This window comes from Chloracidobacterium sp. (assembly GCA_016716305.1).
GTDB lineage: Bacteria > Acidobacteriota > Blastocatellia > Pyrinomonadales > Pyrinomonadaceae > OLB17.
Map to the genome: position 1 here is coordinate 1,697,822 of JADJWP010000002.1, position 25,099 is coordinate 1,722,920.

Consider the following 25,099-nt stretch of genomic DNA (forward strand, 5'->3'; position numbering starts at 1 on the left):
GAGTTCGTTTTTATTGACGCAAGAACCAAAAGTTGTTTGGTCCAGCAAACCCTTCGCCCAATCCAGCTTTCTCGCTCGATCTGATGATGTGCCGAAACACAAAACGAAAAAATGCATCTCCTGCCAGTCTTTTCAGCGTGTTACCGCCGATCACGTGCCGCTGACGTTGGATCACAGATTGCGTTGAAAGCGGCTCGGTGATAATCTGAGCGAAATTTTCACTTCGACCTTCTGTTCTAACCGGCAATTTCGCGACGATAAACTTTCCTGCTTTCGGTGATGCGAAAAAGGGTTAGCGCTCGACGAGATCATCGAGTCCATCAGAGAACAGATGACAACCCCACTTTAAGGAGATTTCGTCTGATGACATTTAATCGATCATTTGCCATTTTGTTTCTGCTTGCTTCAGCCGCATTGTTGACGGTTGCACAGACGCCGCCTCGGCCATTGAAGCTCGACGATCTGTTCAGCATCAAAAGCGTTCAGGATCCGCAGGTTTCGCCGGATGGGCAGTGGGTCGCATATGTTGTCTCGTCGATCGATACCAAGGCGGACCGATCGAATTCGGACGTTTGGATGGTCAGTTTCGATGGTAAGGTCCAGCGTCAGATCACATTCTCGACCGACAATGAGACCTCGCCACGCTGGAGCCCCGACGGTAAGTACCTGTCTTTTGTTTCTTCTCGCCCGGGACCGAACCGCGGCAGTCAGGTCTGGCTTCTCGACCGAAGCGGCGGCGAGGCAAAGCAGCTAACCGAAGTGAAGGGACGTCTTCAGGGCTATGAGTGGTCACCGGATTCGAAACGAATGTCGATGGTGATCGGCGATCCCGATCCTGAGGATCCGGCGGCACAGCCGCCCGGGGCGACGCCGAAACCTCCAAAGCCGATCGTCATCGACCGGTACCGGTTCAAACAGGACGGGCAGGGCTATCTGATCTCGGGGCGCAACAGCTACATTTATCTATTTGAGATCGAATCGAAGAAGCTGGACCGCCTGACCAAAGGCAAGTGGGACGAATCGTCGCCGGTCTGGTCACCCGACGGCGCACGGGTCGCTTTCACCGCCAACCGAAAAGAAGACCCCGACCGTGACCCGGTGTTTCAGATCTATGTTGCAGATTCGAAGCCGGGAGCAGCTGATAAACAGGTGACGCCGAGTAGCAGCCGCGGTACCCGCGGCGGCCCGATCTGGAGCCCCGACGGAAAGACGCTTGCCTTTCTCGAAACAGACGAGATCGGCTACGGTGCTTACAGCATGTCTCACCTGACGCTTGTACCTTCAGACGGATCAGCGGCACCAACACGTGTGAAGGCGACGGAAGATCTTGATCGGGGCGTTTCAAACCCGATCTTTAGCCGAGATGGAATTTCGATCAACGTATTGGTGACCGATGACCGCTCGGTCTATCCCGTAAGGGTCGACCTCAAATCCGGGAAGGCCACGCGGCTGATGGAGCCGCCGGTCGTGATGTCGAATTGGGATCATGCGAATGGCCGAATTGCGGCGATCTCGGGCGGCAACTCGAAGCCGAACGAGATCTACTCATTTGAAAACGGAAAGCTTGTCCAATTGACCCGGCACAACGACAAACTTTTTGCGCAGATCGACATTCCGGCAACGGACGAGGTCAGCTTTGTCAGCAAAGACGGCACGACGGTCAATGGCTTGCTTACCTATCCGGTCGGCTATGTAAAAGGCAGCCGGGTGCCTCTGCTCCTGCGAATACATGGCGGACCGAATGCCCAAGACCAGCATTCATTTGCGGCCGAGCGACAATTCTTTGCTGCAAACGGATATGCCGTGCTGGCTGTGAACTATCGCGGAAGTTCGGGACGCGGCGCCAAATTCTCGCGTGCGATACATGCCGACTGGGGAAATCTCGAGGTACAGGATCTTCTTGCGGGCGTCGATCACGTGATCAAGATCGGCGTTGCCGATCCGGACAAACTCGGTGTCGGCGGCTGGAGTTATGGCGGGATCCTTACCGATTATCTGATCGCCTCCGATAACCGATTCAAGGCAGGCACGAGCGGAGCCGGAACGGCTTTCACCGTCGCGTTTTACGGAACTGACCAGTACATCATTCAATACGATCACGAGATCGGGCCGCCGTGGGACCCGAAAGCCTGGGAAACCTATCAGAAGATCTCATATCCGTTTCTGCATGCATACAGGATCAAGACCCCGACGCTGTTCCTTGGCGGTGAGCGTGATTTCAACGTCCCGATCCAGGGCAGCCAGCAGATGTATCAAGCGCTCAAAACTCTTGGCGTGGACACGCAGCTGATCATCTATCCGAATGAGAACCATGGGATCCAGCGGCCCAGCTATGTCCGTGACCGTTATGAGCGCTACCTCGGATGGTATGACAAATACGTGCTAAAGAAACCTGCCGCACCGAAACTTGCGATCGCGGGCTGGGAAGGCAAATGGGAAGGCAAGCTGGTAAACCTGCCGGCAAAACCGGGGGCCGCTCCGGTCGATGTCAAAATGGAGATCGGCCCGATCCCGGTTGCGGATGACACATGCGCCAGGTGGACGACCTCATATACCGAATCCGGAAAGCCTGAGACCGTGAAGGACTACAAGATCTGTCGCGGCAAGGGCCCGGACGATCTTTTTATCGATGAAGGTGCAGGCGTCAGGCTTTCGGCCCGGATCATCGGAGACGCATTGGTCATCCCGTTCAAATACGGGAACACACTGCTGATCTCGACGATGCGTCTACGCGGCGAAACGCTCGAGGAAGAGATACTGACCGTCGACGATAAACCGGCGACGGCAGGTGTGCTGCCAATGCTGCCAAAAGGTATTCAGCGTATCGAGCTGAAACGGGTCAAAGACGACGTAAATTAGCCGCACGATAAAGCATAAAGAACTGCGGGTGCTGAACGGATCGGCACCGCAGTTCTAATTTGCGCTCTTCTTATATCGAAATGCGAGATCGCCTGTAGAGAATGGTCATCTGACCAACAGCTTGCCGTGAAGCATATTCATTCCGCAAGTAAACGCGAATTCGCCGGTCCTGTCGGGCGTAAATTCGACCGTTGTCGTCTTGAAAGCAGGCAGATCACGCGCAATTCCAAGGTCGCCCAGCACGACCCTCTCACTGCACGACGACGTTTCGTCGCGAAAGAAATTAAGCCGCACAGGAACGCCGTGAACGACCTCGATCACATCAGGCGAATAACCGCCCTTTACCGTGATATCGATCTCCTGCAGGCCGCTTTCGTTTAGAGAGGCGGCAACGCGGGTCCGTTCACCAAAGAAATACCAGAGTGTCGCTGCGATCGTGACTGCGCCGCCGACCAATACTATTATCTCCAATGTGTCCATATTCATGCTCCAGGTCTGCGGTCGAAATTACGAAGCCTCAGACTGTTCGTCACCACCGAAACGCTCGATAGGCTCATTGCCGCACTGGCGATCACCGGCGAAAGCAGCAATCCGAATAACGGGTACAGAACCCCGGCCGCTATCGGTATACCGATGACGTTGTAGATAAAGGCCCAGAACAGATTCTGCTTCACCGTCCGGATGGTCGCCTTTGATAATGCGATCGCACGTGCGACCCCATGCAGATCACCGCGGATCAAGGTAATATCGCTCGCTTCGATCGCTACGTCCGTTCCCGTGCCGATCGCAATTCCCACGTCAGCCCGAGCTAGAGCGGGTGCATCGTTGATGCCGTCGCCGACCATCGCGACCGATCTGCCTTCTCGCTGCAGCCGCTCGATCTCGCCTGCCTTTTCGGCCGGAAGCACCTCAGCCAGGACCGTCGTGATCCCAACCTGGCGTGCCATCGCTTCGGCCGTAGCACGGTTGTCGCCGGTCATCATCGCGACCTCGAGCCCGAGCCGCTTCAGTTCCGCGATGGCTTCTTTCGATCCCGGCTTCACTGTGTCGGCAACGGCCAGGATGCCTGCGGGCCGTCCGTTTATCGCTGCGTACATCGCCGTCTTTCCCTCGCCGGCCAGGCTGACCGCGGTTTCGGCAAAGCCGCCTGTATCGATATTACGTTCTTTCATCAGCCGCAGATTGCCGAGCAGCAGTTCGTCATCACCCACACGCGCCTCGATCCCGCGTCCCTCGATCGCCAGGAAACGCCCGGGTGCGATAAGTTCGATGCCCCTATCTAGGGCGGCAGTTACGATCGCGGCCGCAAGCGGGTGCTCGCTCAGCTTCTCAGCTGACGCTGCGGTTCGGAGTAATTCGTTATCTGAAAGGCCGTCCGCGACAACTATGTCCGTCAGGCTTGGCTCGCCCTTTGTGATCGTACCGGTCTTGTCCAACACGATGGTGTCGAGCTTGTGCGCCGTCTCTAGGCTGTCGCCTCCTTTTATGAGGATCCCGAGCTCCGCTCCCTTGCCTGTACCGACCATGATCGCGGTCGGTGTCGCAAGGCCCAATGCACATGGGCACGCGATGATAAGCACCGAGACGAAGTTGACCAATGCCATTGTGAACCTGACCTCCGGCGGCGCCGCGATGAACCAGATCACGAATGTCGCGACCGCGATCGAGATGACCACGGGTGTGAAAACTCCGCTGATCTTATCTGCGAGGCGGGCGATCGGCGGTTTGGAGCCCTGGGCGTCGCGGACAAGCTTGACGATCTGCTGCAACGCTGTATCCCTGCCGACCTTGGTCGCGCTGAACCTGAATGCCCCGGTCTTATTCATCGTTGCTCCGAAGACCTCGTCGCCCGTTCGTTTCTCGACCGGCATGCTCTCTCCAGTCAGCATTGATTCATCCACCGCGGATGTGCCTTCGGTAACGATCCCGTCAACAGGGATCTTCTCTCCAGGCCGGACGATGACGATGTCGCCCAGGATCACGTCACCGGTCGCGATCTCGAGCTCCGCGCCGTCACGGACAACGCGTGCGATCTTTGGCTGCAGACCGATGAGCTTCTTTATGGCGTCGCCGGTGCGTCCTTTGGCACGTGCTTCCAACATACTGCCGAGCAATATCAATGCGATGATCACGCTCGCAGCTTCGTAATAAACCGGCACCATCTCGCCCACGTGTGCGGCGTGCTCTCCGTTCACAAAAAATGTCGGGAACGCTGTCGCGAATACGGAATAAATGTATGCCGCACCCGTGCCGACCGCGATCAGTGTGTTCATATCGGCTGCACGATGCCGAAACGCCGCCCATGCTCCGCGATAAAACTGGATGCCGCTGTAAAATACGACCGGTGTCGTCAATACGAACTGCAGCCAGTTGACGCCTCGAAAATCGAGTATCTCGATCGTACCGTGTGACATCGCGATCACAAGCACTGGCAACGAAAACACAGCGGCAACGATGAACTTTCGTTTCAATTCGGCGTACTCGGCCGCGTGGGCGGCCTCGAGGCTTTCCTCGACGCTGCCATCTTCGGTCTCTGCCGCGACGTCGTATCCTGCGTCGCGAACGGATCCGATCAGTTTCTGTGCGTCGATTGCCGCAGGGTCAAAAGTGACCGTCGCACGCTCGGTGGCAAAGTTTACCGAGGCGGCCTTTACGCCAGGCTGTCGATTCAGCGTTCGTTCGATCCGGCTTGCGCATGCGGCGCAGGTCATTCCGGTGATCGGGAGGTCGACGCGTTCGCAAGCCTCGTCGTTCTTAGATCTTTTCTGCATCGCTTTCATTACTTTTCACACACCGTTCATGCCGCAGGAAAACCGGCCTGGTCGAGCGCTTCAATTATTTGTCCGCGGCCGACCTTCTCGCCGTGTTCAACACTGACCTCTTTCGCTTCAATATCGACGTCGACCTTTAGAATTCCGTCTACCTTGCCTAAGGCGTTCTTGATCGCGTTCGCGCATCCGCCGCATACAATGTCAGGTACTGTCAGTTTTGTATTTATGTCGCTATTCATAACGTCTCCTCGTCTATGCTTATTTGATCAGGTGCCTGGATCGATCGATACCGTGCTCGATCTCGGTTCCTTCGATGAGACCGCAAACGTGTCCTTCCGTTTCGCCTTTTTCCTCCCAATCTTCGAGCGCCGATGCGAGTTCGTCGCGGTACGCGAGCATTTGCTCGATTCGTGCATTTAGTTCCGTGAGCCGGCTCCGGACGACCGAACGAACATCGGCACAGGGGTTTTCGCCTTTGCGTTTGTGATCGATCAATTCCCTGATCTCTTGGAGTGCGAACCCCAACAATTGAGCTTTCCTGATAAAATCAAGTCGTTCGAGCACGCTTCCGTCATATATCCTATAGCCGCTGTAAGTCCGTGCAGGACGGTCGAGCAGACCGCCCCGCTCGTAAAATCGTATCGTTTCGATCCCAACTCCGCTCAGTCGTGAAACCTCGCCTATTTTCAAGCCGGCACTCGAAACCGCTATTTCATCCTCGTGCTTAAAACCGCTTCTGTTCATAACGTTTCTCGATCAGCGATGGCCGCATGCTCGGCCTAAACCGCCAATACGTCCACTATACACCCTGTAGTCGACTACAGAGTCAAGTGTTATTTTGACTTTTATTTTCGCCGATCGAAATTGCCGAATGAGAACGGCAAATATAGACGAAAAAAAAGGAGCGTCATCGACGCTCCGAGGCCTCCGGACAAAACCGACGGCAAATTTGGAGAGAGAATCGTTAACGGCTCCTAACGGATCGGGAGAGCCGCTTTCTTGTTCTAAAGGACAAGCGTCAAAACGCCTTCACCGAATTTATGAACCGTAGAATAGAACGCCTGCAATTTGCCAAGGTCAGTAGTGAGTGTATGCACCTGTTCGCCGGGCTTTATCGCACCTGGAACGTTGATCTCGGCGCCCTCGATCACTTCGGGCCGCCAGTTTCGAACGATCTCATCGGGCAGTATTGCCGAAATTTGATTTGATATTTCAGCGACCTCGGGCGGGCTTAAATATCGGATCGGATGGCCCGCTGCAGTTTTTGCGTCGGCGTGTATCTCATCGCCGCCTTTCATCGCGCGTTCTACCCAATTGCCCTGACCATTGCCGCCGGCGGTTCGGCCGTGTTCGCTCAAGAGCAAATGTATGGTGTTCCAATTGTTTCCAAGTCGAAGACTTCGCTCTTCGATCCATGGGTTTTCTTCGACCAAAGCCCTCGCTTCATTGACAAAATCCGAAAATACCGGATCGTCGGCCTTGCTTATCGATGGATCGTTGATGATCGATGCAAACGCGCTAAGACTTTCGAGGAACGAACCAAAACGAGGGTCGCGACGCGCCCGTGCGAGCAGCCGGCAGTTTTCTGGTATCGCTTGAAAGTGAAGTTCTGATCCCATTTATGTAAGTTGTGTGAGACGGACACAGGTATGTGAAATCACATTTCTTTATAACATCTGAAGATGGTGTATTCGCCCAAGACCATTGAGTATTCGCTTACCGGAAAATCGCCGTCGTCCTTTCCCACCGCAGCATCGCTGATCGTACCGCTTTCATCCCGAATTGTACGCATCCAGAAGGCGTCACCGAGGGGCATTATCCTGGCATGCTGTCCTTCGAATTCGGCGCCACCCAGCACCAGATCGCAGTCTTTCGAAGAACCTACGAGCAAGCCGCGAGCTTCGAGAAAAAACAGCTGTTCTTCGCCAGTCAGGTTATGACGCACCAATAGTTTTCCGTCAGCGTATTCCATCACGTTGCGAACCCTTGCCGCTTGACTCCTGAATATCACACTTAAATGCGTGAAAATTCGCCAATTACGGACAAACGATACCCGGATTGTTTTGTTTTCGAAGCGGCCTTTTTCGCGCTCTGCAGGTGTGACGGCACGTCAGGCCTTACGTTTGACGGTAGAAAAAATGACTTTTGCGTAATTTTTGCAAAAAAATCACAATTCTTGAAAAATAATTCAGAAGCTATCGTTTTTTGAGGATATAACGATCGTAGACGGCAGCCGGTGTGTCGAGATTTCGGCCCGCTTTCAGGTTCGTCGCGAGCCTGATGAATTGGGCCATCGACCACGCCAGTGGCGTCGCCGACCCCGTCCCTTCGCCAAATTTCAAGTCGGGAATGAACTGACGATCAATATTCTTAGGCGTTTCTTTACGATCCCACACCTGTTCGGGGATCATCAATCCCTCATTCGCAAAGGCGAGCATGTGGTCTAGACGCGCTTTTGGCCTATTGTAACAACGCTCAGCCGCCGACGATTCAAGTAACTGAGCTGCACATCGGGCTATCTCATACTGCCCGCGTTCGCCTGAAAGCAACACCCACAACCTGCCTTTGCCTGTGTATTTCCCGTCCCAGTTCCAACGGCGGCCGTCTGGCATCTCGCCGTAGCCGTCGTTGTTATAGCGGTAAAATGCGGGGCCGTTCGGCGTATCGATCTTGATGACTTTGTCGATGACCTTAAGAGAATTGACAATGATCGGATCGTCGGCCGGGCGGATGCCGAGCCGGACGAGTTCGAGAAAACCGGCATCGACGATCTCACGTTCGTCGAAGAAACCGGCACCGTTGTTCAGCTCGATCTTGTCGCCGGCATCGGGTTTGCCGTTCTGCGCGATGCGGATGTAATAGGGCTCCCTGGAATGCGGGCCCGTCTTTGTCACCGTCCATTTCTCGATATTCGCTTCCCATTCGTCAGCGGTCTTGAGATAAAGTTCGGCCGAGGCAGTGTCGCCATTTCGCCGGGCGATCTCGGCCGCACAAACGAGTCCCGCGATCTCCGCCGCGATGGTCGAGGGCGAATAGCCCGCTTCTTCTTCCCAGCGTTCCTGCGGCGTCGCGGGGCCGTTCTTAACAATGAAATCGGCCGCCTTCTTCACGTGGTTTTCCCACGTCGCCTTGTCGAACCGCTTCAGCTCATATGCCATTATCAGCGGATAGGCGACCTCGTCCATCTGCAGCGAGCCCCAGAATGGCCGCCCGTCGAGCCACGAATTCTGCGGGAAGCTGCCGTCCGGTTTCTGCTGAACCTTGAACAGAAAATTGAGCGCACGTTCGGCCGCCGCACGGTCGCCGATGGCCATAAATGCCGTAAAGACCTGATAAAGATCTCGGGACCAGACGAGGTGATAGCCGCCGATGTTCGGTTCATTGGCATTCGCACCGCCGCCCCACGGCACGCTCATCGAAGCAATGTTAGCTCCCGGATTCGCCTTGTCCTCATGCGCCTTTAGCTGCATCGCCGCCATATTGAACTGCGCTTGATACTTCGCATCGACGCGCGGCAGCGTCTTCACATAATCCGCCCAGCCTTTTTCATAAGTGCTTTGGATTTCCTCGAAAATCCGACTTTTCCGGTCATCTGGATGCAGGTATTCAGCATTGTTCCAAGCCTCACTTTCCGTTCTGCCAAAACCGAGTGAGACCATAAAATCGTCACTCTTCATTCGTGCTGTTGCGGCTAAATTCCCGCCGTTCATTCCGCTCCGCTTATCAACAAATCGTCCGTGTTTCCGGAGATCGTCCAACCCGTCGTTTACACCTGCAAAGCCAACAGTAAAATCTGAGACAATATTGGTCGGAACGAACAGCGCCGAGTAAACATCTTTCTCATAGGCCAGGATCTTATTACCGGCACCACGAACGTTGTCTCCCATTCCGCTATTTCCGATCGATGGGTCAAAGTACAAGTACAGAACCAAGTTAGGATTGCTCCTTCTAAACTGAATATCGATCGCGACAACGTCCCGACTCGGGTCGGTCACATATGTTTTAGTTATCTTCCACTCGCCGGACTTCGCCGTGTTGATCTGCTGAAACGTGAGTGAATCCGGACGCGTCACGCGGATCTGGTGGATGGCGTCGTCCTGCTCGGTCTCGACCTTTTTTGTCTTTGGGTTTACGACGATAAACTGCAGCAGGTGGACGTTTGCGACGGTGACGTCCGGGTAATAGACCTCGGTCAGGACGCCCTGTGCGAGCGTGAACCACACCTTGCTCTTTGCAGTCGCCGAAGTGCCGACGCCCTGCTTTGCGGCGGTCGCCCACTGGGCATCCTTGCCCGGGCCGCCCGGTGCCGCCGTTTGTCCGAATCCGAACGAAGCAAAAAGTAAAAAAGAAAAAGGCAAAACAAATTTGCCTTTCAGTCGACATCCCCGATGAAAATTGAAACTCGTCATACCTCTTCCCGTTTTCGTATTGCCATTCGCCTTTTTACTTTTACTTATTACTTTTGCTTTGCGAACTTCCCGTCCATCCAAGCGAGTGAGTAAAGCAACTTGCCCTTATCGCTGATCTCGAATTCGGCGGTCTCTTCGACGATCTTCTTTGAGAAGACCTTCATCGTCGTCCCGACGCGTGGCAGCTCGTACCAGTTTTTCTTGCTGTATTCGGGCACAACGCTCGTAGAGACATCGGTCCATTTCCCGTCGGCATAGTCGAGGAAGTAGAAATCATTCATCATCTCGGCAAATGTCGCTACCCCGACGAGATACGTGCCGTCGGGCCGTTTGAATATCGCCATCTCGATGCAGCTTTGGGCTCCGTCGCAGCCGCCCTTGAAGTAGCCGTTCTTAACGTCTTCCACCTCGGTGAAGGTCTTCAAATAGTCAGCGCGGGCCTTTTTACATTCCTTGTCCGTCGCCCTGTCGCAGCCCTCGAGCGTGAAATATTTTTCGGGCAGCAAAGCAAAGTAATCCATCACCGTCCGCGGGCCTGTCTGAGCGGGCGTTGGTGCCGCGGCCGTTGCGTCGCCCGGCCCGGCCGTTCTGACCTGCTCGGCGGGCGAAGCCAAAGGGCCTGAATTACCGGTTTTTGTAGTGTCGCCACCACCACAGGCATAAAGGGCCAAGAACGAACCGAAAATAACGGATATTAGCTTCATCTGGATCACCTCCTGCGAAACAGTCTGAACCCATGGCCGTCGAGGCTTATCGACGGCAATGCAACACGCCGTGTGCCCGCATTCGGCGTCACCTCTTCAAAGCTGCCGCTTGCCTCGACCGTGCCGACAAAGGGCGTGCTCGACATATTAATTGCGACCACGATCTCTTCATTCCCGGCACGGCGGGCAAATGTCACGACGCGGGATTCGTCCGAGTTCCGCAGCCACACAAGGTCGCCGCGTCTAAGTGCATTCGACGATTTTCGGAGTGCTATCATCGCCGGATAAAACTTGACGATCTCGGGCCGACGCTCGGCAAATTGCCAAAAGATCGGACGTTTTTCGAATAACGCCGGAGCTCCGGATTCGGTCGTGTCGCCGGCTTCCATTCCGTTATAGACGAGAGGCACGCCGTCGAGCGTAAAGACGAGGGCCTGTGCGGCAAGGGCGCCCTTTTCGCCAAAACGGGCGATCGCACGTCGCTCGTCGTGATTATCGGAAAAACGCATTCGCAAGCTTCCCTTCGGAAATTTCGCCGCCTGATCTTCCCACACTTTCCTCAGCTCATACGCCGGCATCTGCCCGTGAAGCACCTTATCAAGCGTTGCGTGCATCGCCCACGAGTAGTCCAGATTGAACGCCTTAGGGTGCAGGTCGGGCGATTCCCATTCGGCCAGCCACAGAGTGTCGGCCTTTACCTTGTCGACCTCGGCACGTGCCGTTTCCCAGAAATCGGTCGGGATGAATCCGGCGACGTCGCAGCGGAAACCGTCCAGGCCGTAATCCCTGACCCAGAACTTCAGCATATCGATAATGTACTTGCGAAGCTCGGGATTGTCGTAATTGAGGTCGGCGACATCTGCCCAGTCAGCGACCGGCGGAATTATCTCGCCCTTGTCATTGCGAGTGTAAAACGCCGGGTTCTTCATCATCACGCTGTCCCACGCCGTGTGGTTGGCGACGATGTCGATGATGACCTTCACCCCGCGGCGGTGCGACTCGGCGACAAGGCGTTTCAGGTCGTCGGGCGTGCCGTAATCCGGATTGACCGCGTAGAAATCCTTCACAGCATAAGGCGAGCCGATCGTGCCCTTCTTCTTCGCCTCGCCGATCGGATGTATCGGCATCAGCCAGAGCACATCGACGCCAAGCGTCTTCAGCCGGTCAAGGTCTTTTGTGATGCCGTTGAAATCGCCGGTAGCAGAATATTGCCGCGGGAAGATCTGATAGATCACCGCGTCTTTGATCCAATCCTGCGATGCCCTCGCCGACTCCTTCGAAAAATCCCTCGCCGGCTGCTGCGCCGCGATCGTTATGCTTAAAACAACCGCAGAGACGCAGAGACGCAGAGCTCTTCTGAAAGCGAGTTTAACGATCGGCGATCTTCTTCTCATTATCCTTTCCATCCTGTCTATCCTGTTTTAATTACCTCTGCGCCTCTCCCTGCCGAGGTTCACAATGAGCTCAATGCCCACCCGTGGCTGTTGCCTTTACACCTGTAGCCGCAACGTCCTTTACGATAACGACACAAAGTGCTGCAACGACGAGCGATACGCCCCCAAGCATCACGGCAAACAACGATACTTTGCTTAGATCGTCACCGAATATGCTCTGATATATGGGACTGAGCAAAATTAAACCGATTTGCTCGAACACCCAATTGAAATGGGTGAAGAGAAATATCCAGACGTTGTACAGGGTCGACACGAATCCATCACCGATTTCAAGAGGTCTCAGCTCTGTGGTTTTTCCGGAAAACCCTCGGAGGATTGGGCCAAAAATGATACCTTGCAAACTTTGTGGAATCACGATGAAGAGATTGAATACGCCCATGTAAACGCCCATGCGTTCGGGCTTGATAGCACCGGCTAATATCACGTAGGGCATTGAGAGTATCGACGCCCACGCGATACCGACGCCTGCCATGCCAACCCATAAGAAATATGGATTTGCCGCGAAATAGGTCGAAATAAGCCCCAGGCCGCCGAGCGTCAGACAAACGATATGCACGCCCTTACGTCCGATCTTGTTCGCAAGCGGCGGGATGCCGAACGCGACGAGAAAACAGACAAAGTTATATACCGCAAAGCAGACCCCGCCCCATTCCGTGCCCTCCTTGAACGCAGCGGATGATTCATCGGCTGCTCCGAAAACGTGACGGGCGACCGTAATGCCGTAAAACTGCCACATAAAAGGCAATGCGAACCACGTGAAGAACTGGACGACCGCCAGCTGCTTCATCGTCGTCGGCATGTCGCGAACGGCCTCGGAGATCTCTTTGAAAATGTTGCCGACTATGCTCCCTTCAGCATTCTTCTTTCGAAACGCCTCGATGTCATCGGGGGGAAACTCATCGGTCGTGTAGACAGTCCACAAGACCGCACCGAGAAACGCCGCCGCACCGACGATGAAGGCGATGAGCGTTGAATACGGAATACCACTCTGCATAATGCCGACAACGCCAACCCAGGTAAGGATGTACGGCAGTGCGTTCGCGAGTGTCGAGCCAATGCCGATGAAGAACGACTGCATTACGAAACCGAGCGTCCGCTGTTCTTCAGCAAGTTTGTCGCCGACGAACGCGCGGAACGGTTCCATCGTGATATTGATCGAAGCGTCCATTATCCAGAGCAGTCCGGCCGCCATCCAGAGTGCGCTCGAGTTCGGCATCAGCACCAGACAGATGCTGGCAATGATCGCACCGACGAGAAAGAACGGCCGCCGCCGCCCGAGCCGCGTCCAGGTGCGGTCGCTCATCGCTCCGACGATCGGCTGAACAAGCAATCCGGTCAGCGGCCCGGCCAGCCATAGATACGGCAAATTCGCCTCATCCGCGCCGAGGTATTTGTAGATCGGCGACATGTTCGCCATCTGCAGTCCCCAGCCGAATTGAATGCCGAGAAATCCGAAACTCATGTTCCAGATCTGCCAAAACGTCAGCCGTGGTTTGTTTGTCATCAAAAGCTCCGCTTTTTTAAGTATGAAGTCGGAACGATGAACGATGAATCGTTCTAGCGTTTCGACTTTGCCCGCTTGATCGAAGTTACGAAAATTGCCATTAGCTGATCGGCTTCGTCCTGGAGGGTCGCTAATTTAACCTCGGGAACGATGCCGCTTTCTATCAATAGATCAAACCAGTACATCGTTTCGTCCAATTCCTGATCTGCACTTTCAAGTTTGCTAACGAACTCCGCCGTTGATCGAGCCCGGTGCCCCTCGCGATACTGTGCCCCAACCTACGTTCCGCTTCGCAGTACTTGCCTTCCGATGATCTGAGCTTCCGTATCCTTCGGTAAATATCTGTAAAGAGTGATGATTCTTAACGCGAACTGCTTAGTGCGTATCCGAAGATCAAACGGCTTATTCAAAGTGCCTTCATCGTTCATCGTTCCTAATTCCTACTTGACCACATATATACCCGCCGAGCGGGCCGGGATCGTGGCCTTGACCTTGCCGTCATTCACCTTGAGATCGCTGAGAGAACCGAGAGCGTCCCGCAGCGTGGCATCGGTCGCGATCTGCTTGCTGATGAACGAGATGTCAAAGACCACCTCAGCCGGTATTGTATCGTTGTTGAATATCACGACGGCGGCCTCTTTATCAGTGAGGCGTGCATAAGCATATTGCTGCTCGGCGTCGAAAAGATCTAGGGAACGGCCGCGTCGGAGCGGTTCGATCGCTTTTCGGAGCGAACCCAATTTCGCAAGGTGGTTCCAAACGTCGTTCTCATCGGCGGTGCGTCCCGCCGATGTGAAGGCGTTACGAACATCGCCCGGAAAACCACCGGGAAAGTCACGCCGATTGTCGGGATCGGCTCCGCCCGGCATAGCTATCTCATCGCCATAATACAAGAGCGGAGTTCCGCGAGACGTCATTATCAGTGTCTGGGCGAGTTTCAATCCGGTCGTCGTTGCTCCCGGCTCGTTCATGAACCGCGGCATATCGTGAACGCCAAGAAACGTCACGAGCACGTTTGGCTTCGGATAAAGCCAGTCGCGGGCGAACATCTGGTGGATCTCGCGGATCGGCTTGCCCTGGGCGAACGCATTTCTGATCGGATAAAAAAGTCCAAAATCGTAGAGTGTATCGATCTCGGGATCGATACCGTCATGGCCGCGCCGGCCTTTTTGAAAATACGACAGGAGTACCGGATCGCTATCAAAAAGCTCGCCTAGGATATTGACCTTGGGAAACTCGCGATGTACGGCCGAGCCCCATTTCGACCAAAACGAACGCGGCACGTGTGGCAGCGTGTCCATCCGGATGGAATCAAAACCAACCTGGGCGATCCACCAGAGCGAATTCTGGATCAGATATTTCTCGACCTCGGGGTTGGTCTGATTGAGATCGGGCAGGATGTCGATGAACCAGCCGTCGATATTCCGCCGCTGCGTTTGAAAGGTCGCACGCGGGTTCATCGCGGTCCATTTCTGCCAGTTATTGGATTCGTGTTTATCGACCGTGCCGTTGAACCAATTCGGGGTCGGCGGGTCGTTCGCCCACGGATGATAAGGGCCGGTGTGATTGACCACCTGATCCTGCAGCACAACAAAGCCGGCCTGATGCGCTTTTCGAACGAATTCACGGAGCTTTGCCATATCGCCCAAATGCTCGTCGACGCCGTAGAAGTCGACCGCACCATAGCCGTGAAAACCGGTGGTCGTGGGCATTTCCGGCGGGTAAGTTTCAAGCGTATCTTCCCGGTCGGCGTTGTCGTAAACGGGCGTCGTCCAGATCGCGGTCGCACCGAGCGATCTGATATATGCGAGCTTCTCGATTATTCCCTGCAGATCTCCGCCGTGATAATGGCGGCCCTTCTTTCGGTCATAAAGCCCTTTCGACTTTTGCGGATCGTTGTTCGTCGGGTCGCCATCGGCGAAGCGGTCGGTAAAAACGAAGTAGATCACATCGTCCGGCATGAAGCCATTGTAGTTACCGAGGCGCGGCTGCGGCGTGAAAACCTCGAAAGGCGCATTAACGCTCCCGCCCGAGGTGACGACACGAAGCTGATAATTGCCGGGCCTAACGGTCTCAGCCAGCCGCAGATCAGCGAACAGATAATTTCCGTTCGCGCTCGTCATGAAGTTCGAAGCTGTGATGCCCGGCGTTGCCGATTCGATCCTTGCACCGGCGAGATTCCTGCCCTTGATCAGAACACGAACCGGGTCGATGGTGCTCCCGACCCACCAACTCGGCGGATCGATCTTTTCGACTCCCGGAGCCTGGCCGGCTATGAGGACAGCCGCAAAGCAAGCAAATAAAAACGAACCGATCTGATTTCGAAGAGTAATTGTCATAAATTCGGTTCCGCCAAGCGCACCGCGGCTATCTAGGATCGCTGTCTGCCATATGTTTCGGTCAATTCAAGCAAACGTTCCGTGATCTCCGCCGTCAGGGCGCCGGCCTGATATCTCCAATACCAGTTTCCGGAATCCGATGCCGGCAGATTCATTCGGCCTTCGGTCCCGATGCCGATCAAGTCCTGGACCGGAGCGATCGCAGTATCGGCAACCGAGGCCCATACGGCCCGGATCATATCCCAATGTATCTCACTGCCGTCGGTACAGAGATATTTGAGGCAATAATCGCGCTCGCGTGTGATGTCCTCGGCATCGCGGGTCGAACCTGCGCCAGCCTGCGAGAGCCACCAACCGACGGTGGTGTCGTTATCGTGCGTGCCCGTATAGGCGACACAATTCTGCGTGTAGTTGTGCGGCAGGTCATGGTTCTTTGCGTCACCGCCAAACGCGAACTGAAGTATCTTCATCCCGGGGAATCGGTACGAATCTCTTAGTTCCTCGACATCCGGGGTGATGACGCCGAGGTCTTCGGCAATGACCGGCAGCCTGACAAGATGCTGTCGTAAGGTCGAGAACAGTTCCTTTCCGGGAACATCGACCCAGCGGCCGTTCTCGGCCGTCTCATCGCCGCCCGGAACTTCCCACGAAGCCGCAAAGCCACGGAAATGGTCGACGCGGACGATATCGACCGTACGAAGCGTGAACTCGACGCGTGCGACCCACCACTTAAAGCCGTCCGCTTTCATAGCATCCCAGTCGTAGATCGGATTGCCCCAAAGCTGCCCTGTCTCGGAGAAATAATCCGGCGGGACTCCTGCCACAACCCGGGGGCTGCCGTCGGCGTTGAGTTTGAAACGCTGTTGATTGCACCAAACGTCTGCCGAATCGAGAGCGACAAAGATCGGGATATCGCCGATGATCATCACGTCGTGCTTATTGGCATATTCCTTGAGGAGCCCCCATTGCCGGAAAAACAGGAATTGGTAAAACTTCTCGGCCATTATCTCGTCGAAAAGCTTTTCTTTGATCACGGTCAATGCCCCGGGCTCGCGCAGTTTGAGCGGCGCCGGCCACTCGTACCACGGCTTCTGATCCTGAGATGTCTTGATGGCTCGATATAGGGCATAATCATCAAGCCACCAACCGTTCTCCTGCAAAAAGGTCTCGAATTTCCCGCGCAGATCGACGCTCGTCGTGTGTTGAAAGCCCACGTAAGCAAGCGGCAGCAATTTCGATTTCCATTCGTATACCGCACCGAAATCGACCTTGTGGGATGGAAACTCCGGCCGGTCGGCGATCTGTCCGGCCGTCAGAAATTCATCCTCGACGAGTTTTTCCGGAGAGATCAATAGAGGATTGCCGGCGAAAGCCGAAAAGCACTGATACGGTGAATCGCCATAGCCCGTAGGCCCGAGCGGCAATATCTGCCAGTACGTCTGCCCGGCGTCGACCAGGAAATTGACGAACGAATACGCATCCGGCCCGAGGTCGCCGATGCCGTAATCGCCCGGCAAAGAAGTCGGATGAAGCAGTATGCCCGATGCTCGTGGAAATTTCATAGCTGCGTTCTTAACGCCTTGCCGCAAAACACTCGTAAGCGATCACCGTCCGTGCCGGCAGCACTAAATTGATGGTTCCGTCAATTCCGCCGTGATCACTGGCCGGGACCGTTTTTGCCCCGCCAACTGGACGGCAAACGTTGTTCCCGAAAGGCAGACCGATAAGGCCGGCATCAAATTTCGAATTTTTCGACGTCGCAGATCTGTTCACGCCGACCACAAAGATCTCACCGTCAACCAGACGGCCGAACAAATAAACACCGTCGCTATATTCGATATCGACCGTGCGGCCTTCCCGCAGGGCTCGAGAACCTTTCCGTAATTCGATCCAGTCGCGCACTTCTGAAAACAACCTTTGTTCTTCCGCCGTTCGGCCGTCCCTCGTAAAGGCATTTCGCTGGTCGCCGCGGAAGCCGCCGGGGAAATCCTTTCGGTTGTCCGGGTCGTGGCCGCCGGTCATGGCGAGTTCATCGCCGTAGTATATTTGCGGAATTCCGCGGACGCTGAGCATAAATGCCATGTGCATCATCGCACCTTCGAGCGTCGCTCCCGGCGTTGACATAAATCGATCCACATCATGGTTCGCGGTCAGCGTCGTCACACGATTCACGTTCGAATAAAGCCCGTCATATTTCATCACGTCGCGGAGTGCCGATGCCGGCCTTTTGCCGGTGAAAACATCCCGCGAGGCTTCCCAAAGATTGAAGTCGAAGACACTCGGAAGTCTGGTATCGATGCCGTCCCAACCTGTCTTACCTCCCTGAAAAAACGCAAGGTGTGCCGAGTCCATCTCGAGCACCTCGCCGACGAGGTAATAATCGGGATACTGCTTCAAGATCGCCGTCGACCAATCCCGGATGAAGGTGCGCGGCATGTACTGGATCGTGTCCTGACGGATGCCGTCGATGCCCGTCATCCCGATCCACCACAGAGCGTTCTGTATCAGGTATCGCGAGACCTCGGGTTCGTCCTGGTTGAGGTCAGGGAGAAACTCATTGAACCAGCCGCTGATCAGATTTTCGCGTTCGGCTTTCGAAGCATTGGGCGACATGACCACCGAATCGTTAAACGTATTCTGCGAGAACCGCGAGAACCAATTGGGGAGCGGCGGCCGCTTTACCCATTCGTGCTGCACGCCGACGTGGTTCGCCACCTGGTCCTGTATCACCTTGATACCGCGTTTGCGAGCCTCGCTTACAAGCTCGCGAAGGTCGGCCATCGTGCCGAAGTGATTCTCGACGCCGTAGTAATCAATGGCATGATAGCCATGATAATTCGTGTAAGGGCACCACGGCTGGGCACAGGTGTTCGGCTCGTCCGGGTTGTCGTACCAGGGCGTAAGCCAGATTGCCGTGATGCCCAGTTCCTTCAGATAATCGAGCCGCGAAATAACGCCGCGAATGTCTCCGCCGTGCCATCCGCGGGGATTCTTACGGTCAACGTCCTTGTTGTTCCGCTCGTCGCCGTCCGCAAAGCGGTCGGTCATTATCAGATAAATAATGTCGTCGTTCGTCACGCTCTGCCGCGATTCAGTTGGCCGAAACGCTTGCGATATATCGAATCGGATCTTCGAACTGCCGCTTTTCGCCGATAGATCGAAGACGTATTCGCCCGGCTTGGCGTTCTTGCCGATCGTCAGATCGAAGAAGAGATGGTCGCCACGGCCATTGACCAGGACGTTCGATATTTTCAAAGATCGGTGCGATGTACGGATGGTTGCTCCGAACAATTCATTGCCGCGTACCATCACCCGAACCGTTTCGATCGAGTGTCCTGCCCACCAATTCGGCGGTTCTACCTTTTCGATCGTCGGTGCGGCGATCGCGACGCCGCAACCAACGAAAAGGAACACAAAAAACAAACTGGCCGTCGGTCTGAGTGTCATAAGAAAGGGGCGTGAGAACGATTATCGTCCACGCCCCGGTAAAGAACAAGGTTGTCCGGGTTTAGAGGCGATGCACAAAAGCCTACATCTCAAGATGGGCAATCGAAAGCTGCTGGTCGATCACCGCCTCTAAACCAAGCCTCTAAAACTCAAGCCGCAAACCAAGTTGGATCTGGCGGTTGGTGAAACCGTAGGTCGACCTGATCGTTCCAAACCCGAATACCGGATCCGTATTTCCGAGATCGGTATTCGGCGGCGTGAGCTGCGGAGAGTTGAATATGTTGAAGAACTCGGTCCTGAGCTGTACCTTGAAACGGTCGCCCGCGGTAAAGTTCTTTGTGAGCCCCATATTCAGCTGATTTGAGATCGGCCCGCGAAGGCCGTTCCGCTTGAGTGTCCCGAATCGCCCTGCCGGTGCTTCGGTAAATGCAGCCCGTCTCAAATAAAGGTCGTTATCACCCGTGTACGGGTCGCCATTCAAATCGACCAACACGCCATTTCTACGTACATCAAAGGTCTGTCCGCTCTGGATCCGGTAGATTCCGTTGAGTTGCCAGCCGCCGATTATTGCGTCGAGGGCTTTCGGCATATCGCTTCCTATTCGTCGGCCGCGTCCCCATGGCAGATCGTAAACGGCCTGCAGCGAAAAGACGTGCGGAAAATCGGACCGCGAGGTAGCGAACGGCTCGACAAAGTTGATGTTCGTATCGCCGACCGAATCGAACGCACCTTCGCCGTTGTCCTTCGTTTTTGAAAGAGTGTAAGCGACGCGATACTGCAGACCTCGGGCGAAGCGCCTTTCGACCTGTATCTGAAGCGAATCGTATTGCGACTTGCCGTTATCGTCACGAACGCGAACAGGCCCGTTCGTCGGATAGCACGGCGAACCGACCACGCCATTCGGGCAACGCACGTTGGTTCCGTCCTGCACCACCCTGCCATTGAGGTTGTAATACAGGATCAGGTTTCGACCGGTAGTTCCAACGTACCCGATGCTTAGCGTCGTGCTGTCGGTCAACTGCTGCTGAAGCTGGATGTTGTATTGATGCACGTTAGAAACCTTGTTGTCCGGGCGGACCGCAAGGATGCTGACGTTCGTCGGATTATTGAGATTTACGCTTGATACATCGCCCAAAGGTAGAGCACCGGTCGCAAGACGCGAGTCGAGCGAACCATTCGGAGCGCGGCCTGAAAGAGCGATCCTTACTCCATCCTGATTGTTGAATTGCGAGAAACCGCTGTACGGCGGATTCTGTGCCAGCTGATTATCGATACCGCCGCGATCAAGGAAAAAGAACATTCCGTAACCGCCGCGAAGCACCGTCTTACCCTTACCTCCGAAATCGTAGGCCATGCCGAAACGCGGGCTGAAGTTGTTGGTGTCGTTCTCGACCAGAGCGTCGCCACCGTCAGAAGCAACCACCAGACGGCCCGTGCTCAGATCGAAATTTGCCTGTCGGCCGTACATCTCTGTCGGGTTGGTGAAAAGCTCGTATCGAAGACCAAGATTAAGCGTGAGATTCTTGCGAACGCGCCAGTCATCCTGAACGAACAATGCGTTTTCCCAGTTGCGGGTTCCGACGGTACCAAACGGAGGCCCGATCTGATAATTGCACACGAATCCGATCAGGAGATCGGACTGTTCCCAACCGGTCGAAGCTGCACCGCCGCACTGCGACGGATCACCGTTCCCGATAAGGAAGAAATACCCCTTTCCGCGGTTGGGGCGGTACAGAGCCACATCGCGCCGGAGAAGTGTGCCTCCGAACTTGAGGGTGTGGTCTCCGGTCGTGTAGCTCAAACTGTCAACGATCTGATATGTGACCTGCGGTACGAGATACGGGCCAAAGTCGCCGGTATACTCGAGCTGGCCGTTGTAACCGCCGATCAAGGCTCCGCCGCCGAGGTTGGCATCGCGGTTCGCATTCGGAATTCCGAGATCCGCAGAGATCGTCTGATCAAAGAAAGGCGGCGTATAGCCGTAACTGATGCGGCTTACCTGGACGCGGAGTTCGTTGAACAAATTGGTCGAAAGAGCTGTATTCAAACCAACGACCGCGCCGCGGGTGTCCGTCGGATTCGTGCCCGATCCGAAACCCGCGGGAAGCGCCGGAAGCCTCGACGACGTCGTCTGTTCAAACTTGCCCCAGCTCCAGCGGCCAAAGAGTTGATTGCTGTCATTCAAGCTTGCGTCGATCCTGATGTCGTACGTATCTGAGTTTGTCGTCTCGTTGCGAGTGGTCAGATAATTGTTAAAGATCCCCGCGCGATTCGGTGCCGGAAAGGCCCGAAGATAATTCAGCCCGACCGGATTGAGACGGTTGCCCGGCAAAAGGTCAAGGCGATTATTCGCGATCGGGAGTCCGGTAAGGATATCCGTCAACTGGATCGGGCTGCTTTGGGCAAGCAGCTCAGAAAAATTGCCGGTCCGCATCAATGCGGTCGGGACGGTCGCCGATTCCTGATTGAGCGGCAAAAACTGCCGCAAGCCCTCGTAGTCGCCAAAGAAAAAGACTCGATCCTTCCAGATCGGGCCGCCGATCGAGCCGCCGAATTGGCCGCGGCGAAACTCGCTCTTCGTGCTGTTGAAGGTCGGCCGAGCGTCGAGGTTATCGTTGCGCAGAAAGAGGAAAGCGCTTCCGTAAAACTGATTTCGTCCCGACTTTACAACCGAGTTGACGATCGCACCGCCACCGCGGCCAAATTCGGCCTGAGCTACGCTCGTTTGTACGCGAAATTCCTGTACCGCCTCAGCCGATGGGAACACATTGATAGTGTTGACGAGAGATTCGTTGTTGTCGACGCCGTCAAGCAAGAAGCTGTTTGCCTGCGTCCGCTGTCCGTTGACCGAAAGAGCGGCTCCGCCGGTGTTCCGTCCGCGATAGGTCTCGGCGTTGCCCGAAACACCCGTCGCAAATCCGGCGGGAACACCCTGGGTCACGCCCGGCGAAAGTCTTGCGAGTTCAAGAACATTTCGGCCATTGAGGGGCAGTTCGACCGCCTCGCGGCCCTGTATGACCTGACCGATCGCCGACGTCGCCGTTTCGATCTGTGGTATATCGGCCGTCACCGTCACGGTCTCTGATACCTCACCCGTCTCGAGGGTGAAATTCAGAACGGCCGTCTGTGCAACCTCTAAGGTAACGTCCTGTTTCGTCGTCTTGAAATTGGCTTGACCAACTTCGATCTGATATTGACCGGGCTGGAGGGCGAGTGCACTGTATGTGCCGTCGTCCCTGGTCGTCACCTTTACCTCGCGGCCGGTGCCCGTCGAACGGATCGTTACCGTGGCTCCGGCCAAGGCAGCTCCGTTAGCATCAGCGACCGTTCCCTGAATTCTTGCCGATTCGGTCTGGGCAAAGCTTGTGATCGCAATTGCTGCCACCGAGATCGCGAAACAGAAGAACTGTCGCACTATTCTGGTTTTTTGAATTTTCATATGTCTCTTACCTCGTCGATCTCTGATTGCGGGTAGTCTGGCAAGCCCGAAAGCTGTCGTTTCCGCAAGAATTCTTGATTTCTGAAATGCGTCTGGACTTACGAACCGTCGATAGAAATAATTGTTTGTTGTCTAAACAAACAAACTTCTAATACAATTGCAATATAAAGTCAAGAGATATTGCAAAATTTAGTGAAGCGAAAGATGCGCCGAAGCGAACTTTCGCGCCAACACAAGCCCGATCGAACCAAGTATCGTCGGCTCGTCGCCCAATGTCGACGGCACGATCGGCGTTCTTTTCAATTCATTTCGGATGCCGCGTTCGGCCAAAACCTGCAGATCGTCCTTTATCAGATCCCAGGCCCGGACGATACTTCCGCTTATGACGACAGCCTGCGGGCTAAAACCGACGATCAGATTTGATATTCCGATCCCGAGATACCTTGCGGTCTCTTTCAAGACGCCGATCGCCCGCTGCTCACCGTTGGCTGCCAGACCGATCAAATGATCTATATCGATCACTCCATTCGCCGCAGAACCATTTTTGGATGTATACCGGTTGATTATCGCTTTTTCGGATGCATGCGCTTCCCAGCAATCGCGTCGGCCGCATGAGCAAACTACGGGCGAATTCTCGCCGACGAACATGTGGCCAAACTCCCCGGCAGCGCCCGATTCGCCGCGATAGACCTCGCCATCAATTATGATCCCGGTCCCGATCCCTTCTGCCACGAGGACCGTTATGAAGTTTCGCGTTCGCCGAATTTCGGCGTCACCAAACCACAATTCGGCAAGAGCGACGGCATTCGCGTCATTGTCGATCGTCACCGAAAGTCCTGTTTTTGCCTCGATCTGGCGGCCGATGTCCCAGTTAGCCCATTGAAAGTATGGGATATAAAGGATCCCGCCGCTGCTCGGATCGGCTATGCCGGGAATGCTGATGCCGACCTCGAGTTCGGCTTCCGGAAACTCGTCGACAAACTGCGACACTTTGCCCAATATCTGCTGATTCATGTAACCGATATCGGACGAGGTCGGGAACTTTTCGGTCTTCAAGAGATTGCCGGCGAGATCAGCAAGCACGACGGTCGTAACGCGCGGCGTTACATCCACGCCGATCGCGACCGGCGAACCGGTCTTCAATTTCAGCAATGTGGGCTTACGTCCTCCGGTCGAATCGCCTGTTCCGATCTCTTCGATAAAGCCGTCGGCCTGGAGCTCATCGACGATCGCGGAAACTGTCGAACGCTGAAGCGATGTCTCCCTCGCGATCTCGGCCCTCGAGATCGGCGAACGCACCCGGACATAGTTCAAAACTATTTGCCGGTTGATATCCCGGATCGTATTGTGGCGTGCGATCTGAGATTTTGCCTTTGAAAGGTATATCTTCTTCATTCGGGTCGACGCTTCGCGGTTTTGATGCGTTAACTTTGTTGTTCTAACGAACAAACAATTAAGATATACATCGCTTTTCAGATTAGTTCAATACCGAAAATGCTGTTTACTCGATTTTGTTACGAAACGCGAGGATTACTTCGGGTGTATCGGGGGTGAGAGCCTTATAAAGCAGTGACCTCTAAAAGGGCTTTGACGACTGCCGGGTCGAACTCGATCGCGGCCCATTCGGAAATCTGTTTTTGAGCTTCGGCCTCGGTCATCGCCGCTCGACGCGGGCGGTTGTCAGTCATTGCGGCGTATGAATCGGCGACACGAAGTATTCGGGCGGCAAGCGGGATCTGCTCGCCCTCGAGGGCATCGGGATAACCCGAGCCGTTCCACCATTCATGATGCCATCGGACCAAGAGCTGAACGCCTCGCGAAAACCCTCTTTTGGCAGCTTCCTGTTCACCGATGACCGGATGCCGCTGGAGATCGGCACGCTCGGTTTCGGTCAAAGCGCGATTCTCGTGGATATACGATCGGCTCATCACGTATTCACCGATGTCGTGAATAAGCGCGGCCTGCTGCATGAAAAACCGATCGTGCGCCGCCATTTTGAAATGCTGGCCGATGCGATCGGCGATCTCACCGATCCGTAGGCCGTGGGCATGCCCATAGCCCTCAAAGGCATCTATCGCCGCTGAAAGTTCAAGCAGTTTTTCGTCAAATTGTGATTGTGCCAAGCCGGAACCCTGCATAGATCAAAGGCCGCTATCAAAGCCCGGATTATAAC

The 25,099-nt window shown here is 55.0% G+C and carries 17 protein-coding genes and 1 pseudogene; 1 reads left to right on the top strand and 17 read right to left on the bottom strand.

The genetic code is table 11. The annotated features are described in order from the left end of the window. Positions 1 to 363 precede the first annotated feature (363 nt). A complete protein-coding gene (locus IPM28_09595) occupies positions 364 to 2,859 on the top strand; it encodes a S9 family peptidase (protein ID MBK9173241.1) in 2,496 nt (831 codons plus the stop codon). Positions 2,860 to 2,964: 105 nt separating this feature from the next. Here IPM28_09595 and IPM28_09600 read toward each other — a convergent pair whose 3' ends face one another. The 17 genes and pseudogenes from IPM28_09600 to IPM28_09680 form a co-directional block, all read right to left on the bottom strand. Beyond that, entirely contained in the window at positions 2,965 to 3,339 is a 375-nt protein-coding gene (locus IPM28_09600; protein MBK9173242.1) for a cupredoxin domain-containing protein, read from the bottom strand. Between the two features lie 2 nt (positions 3,340 to 3,341). Further along, entirely contained in the window at positions 3,342 to 5,630 is a 2,289-nt protein-coding gene (locus IPM28_09605) for a copper-translocating P-type ATPase (GenBank protein MBK9173243.1), read from the bottom strand. A 26-nt stretch (positions 5,631 to 5,656) separates the two neighbouring features. Beyond that, positions 5,657 to 5,869, bottom strand: coding sequence for a heavy-metal-associated domain-containing protein (locus tag IPM28_09610; GenBank protein ID MBK9173244.1), 213 nt, complete (start codon positions 5,867 to 5,869; stop codon positions 5,657 to 5,659). Between the two features lie 19 nt (positions 5,870 to 5,888). Continuing rightward, the gene (locus tag IPM28_09615; protein ID MBK9173245.1) at positions 5,889 to 6,374 is read right to left on the bottom strand and encodes a heavy metal-responsive transcriptional regulator; all 486 of its coding nucleotides are present in this window, start codon (positions 6,372 to 6,374) and stop codon (positions 5,889 to 5,891) included. A gap of 260 nt (positions 6,375 to 6,634) precedes the next feature. Continuing rightward, positions 6,635 to 7,249 carry a DUF1877 family protein gene (locus tag IPM28_09620; GenBank protein MBK9173246.1) on the bottom strand — a complete coding sequence of 205 codons (615 nt, stop codon included), beginning with the start codon at positions 7,247 to 7,249 and terminating at the stop codon, positions 6,635 to 6,637. A 38-nt stretch (positions 7,250 to 7,287) separates the two neighbouring features. Further along, entirely contained in the window at positions 7,288 to 7,602 is a 315-nt protein-coding gene (locus IPM28_09625; GenBank protein ID MBK9173247.1) for a hypothetical protein, read from the bottom strand. Positions 7,603 to 7,825: 223 nt separating this feature from the next. Then, the gene (locus IPM28_09630) at positions 7,826 to 9,988 is read right to left on the bottom strand and encodes a glucoamylase (protein ID MBK9173248.1); all 2,163 of its coding nucleotides are present in this window, start codon (positions 9,986 to 9,988) and stop codon (positions 7,826 to 7,828) included. 98 nt (positions 9,989 to 10,086) lie between these two features. Further along, the gene (locus tag IPM28_09635; GenBank protein MBK9173249.1) at positions 10,087 to 10,743 is read right to left on the bottom strand and encodes a hypothetical protein; all 657 of its coding nucleotides are present in this window, start codon (positions 10,741 to 10,743) and stop codon (positions 10,087 to 10,089) included. Positions 10,744 to 10,748: 5 nt separating this feature from the next. Then, the gene (locus tag IPM28_09640) at positions 10,749 to 12,137 is read right to left on the bottom strand and encodes an alpha-amylase (protein ID MBK9173250.1); all 1,389 of its coding nucleotides are present in this window, start codon (positions 12,135 to 12,137) and stop codon (positions 10,749 to 10,751) included. A 70-nt stretch (positions 12,138 to 12,207) separates the two neighbouring features. Further along, positions 12,208 to 13,659 (bottom strand): MFS transporter, encoded by a 1,452-nt coding sequence (locus IPM28_09645; GenBank protein MBK9173251.1) that lies wholly within the window; start codon positions 13,657 to 13,659, stop codon positions 12,208 to 12,210. 95 nt (positions 13,660 to 13,754) lie between these two features. Then, positions 13,755 to 14,129 (bottom strand): annotated as a pseudogene (locus IPM28_09650) (four helix bundle protein). Positions 14,130 to 14,141: 12 nt separating this feature from the next. Then, positions 14,142 to 16,040 carry a cyclomaltodextrinase N-terminal domain-containing protein gene (locus IPM28_09655; GenBank protein MBK9173252.1) on the bottom strand — a complete coding sequence of 633 codons (1,899 nt, stop codon included), beginning with the start codon at positions 16,038 to 16,040 and terminating at the stop codon, positions 14,142 to 14,144. Between the two features lie 32 nt (positions 16,041 to 16,072). Further along, positions 16,073 to 17,602 carry a 4-alpha-glucanotransferase gene (gene malQ, locus IPM28_09660; GenBank protein MBK9173253.1) on the bottom strand — a complete coding sequence of 510 codons (1,530 nt, stop codon included), beginning with the start codon at positions 17,600 to 17,602 and terminating at the stop codon, positions 16,073 to 16,075. A 10-nt stretch (positions 17,603 to 17,612) separates the two neighbouring features. Continuing rightward, positions 17,613 to 19,487, bottom strand: coding sequence for a cyclomaltodextrinase N-terminal domain-containing protein (locus IPM28_09665; GenBank protein ID MBK9173254.1), 1,875 nt, complete (start codon positions 19,485 to 19,487; stop codon positions 17,613 to 17,615). A gap of 142 nt (positions 19,488 to 19,629) precedes the next feature. Beyond that, entirely contained in the window at positions 19,630 to 22,926 is a 3,297-nt protein-coding gene (locus IPM28_09670) for a TonB-dependent receptor (protein MBK9173255.1), read from the bottom strand. A 189-nt stretch (positions 22,927 to 23,115) separates the two neighbouring features. Continuing rightward, the gene (locus tag IPM28_09675; protein ID MBK9173256.1) at positions 23,116 to 24,321 is read right to left on the bottom strand and encodes an ROK family transcriptional regulator; all 1,206 of its coding nucleotides are present in this window, start codon (positions 24,319 to 24,321) and stop codon (positions 23,116 to 23,118) included. Positions 24,322 to 24,485: 164 nt separating this feature from the next. After that, on the bottom strand, positions 24,486 to 25,049 hold the full coding sequence (locus IPM28_09680; GenBank protein MBK9173257.1) for an HD domain-containing protein: 564 nt from the start codon (positions 25,047 to 25,049) through the stop codon (positions 24,486 to 24,488). Between the last annotated feature and the right edge of the window lie 50 nt (positions 25,050 to 25,099).

Coding starts and splice junctions, on each gene's coding strand:
- IPM28_09595 (MBK9173241.1), top strand. CDS start 364: ATGACATTTAATCGATCATTTGCCATTTTGTTTCTGCTTGCTTCAGCC.
- IPM28_09600 (MBK9173242.1), bottom strand. CDS start 3,339: ATGGACACATTGGAGATAATAGTATTGGTCGGCGGCGCAGTCACGATC.
- IPM28_09605 (MBK9173243.1), bottom strand. CDS start 5,630: ATGCAGAAAAGATCTAAGAACGACGAGGCTTGCGAACGCGTCGACCTC.
- IPM28_09610 (MBK9173244.1), bottom strand. CDS start 5,869: ATGAATAGCGACATAAATACAAAACTGACAGTACCTGACATTGTATGC.
- IPM28_09615 (MBK9173245.1), bottom strand. CDS start 6,374: ATGAACAGAAGCGGTTTTAAGCACGAGGATGAAATAGCGGTTTCGAGT.
- IPM28_09620 (MBK9173246.1), bottom strand. CDS start 7,249: ATGGGATCAGAACTTCACTTTCAAGCGATACCAGAAAACTGCCGGCTG.
- IPM28_09625 (MBK9173247.1), bottom strand. CDS start 7,602: ATGGAATACGCTGACGGAAAACTATTGGTGCGTCATAACCTGACTGGC.
- IPM28_09635 (MBK9173249.1), bottom strand. CDS start 10,743: ATGAAGCTAATATCCGTTATTTTCGGTTCGTTCTTGGCCCTTTATGCC.
- IPM28_09640 (MBK9173250.1), bottom strand. CDS start 12,137: ATGAGAAGAAGATCGCCGATCGTTAAACTCGCTTTCAGAAGAGCTCTG.
- IPM28_09645 (MBK9173251.1), bottom strand. CDS start 13,659: ATGAGTTTCGGATTTCTCGGCATTCAATTCGGCTGGGGACTGCAGATG.
- IPM28_09655 (MBK9173252.1), bottom strand. CDS start 16,040: ATGACAATTACTCTTCGAAATCAGATCGGTTCGTTTTTATTTGCTTGC.
- malQ (MBK9173253.1), bottom strand. CDS start 17,602: ATGAAATTTCCACGAGCATCGGGCATACTGCTTCATCCGACTTCTTTG.
- IPM28_09665 (MBK9173254.1), bottom strand. CDS start 19,487: ATGACACTCAGACCGACGGCCAGTTTGTTTTTTGTGTTCCTTTTCGTT.
- IPM28_09670 (MBK9173255.1), bottom strand. CDS start 22,926: ATGAAAATTCAAAAAACCAGAATAGTGCGACAGTTCTTCTGTTTCGCG.
- IPM28_09675 (MBK9173256.1), bottom strand. CDS start 24,321: ATGAAGAAGATATACCTTTCAAAGGCAAAATCTCAGATCGCACGCCAC.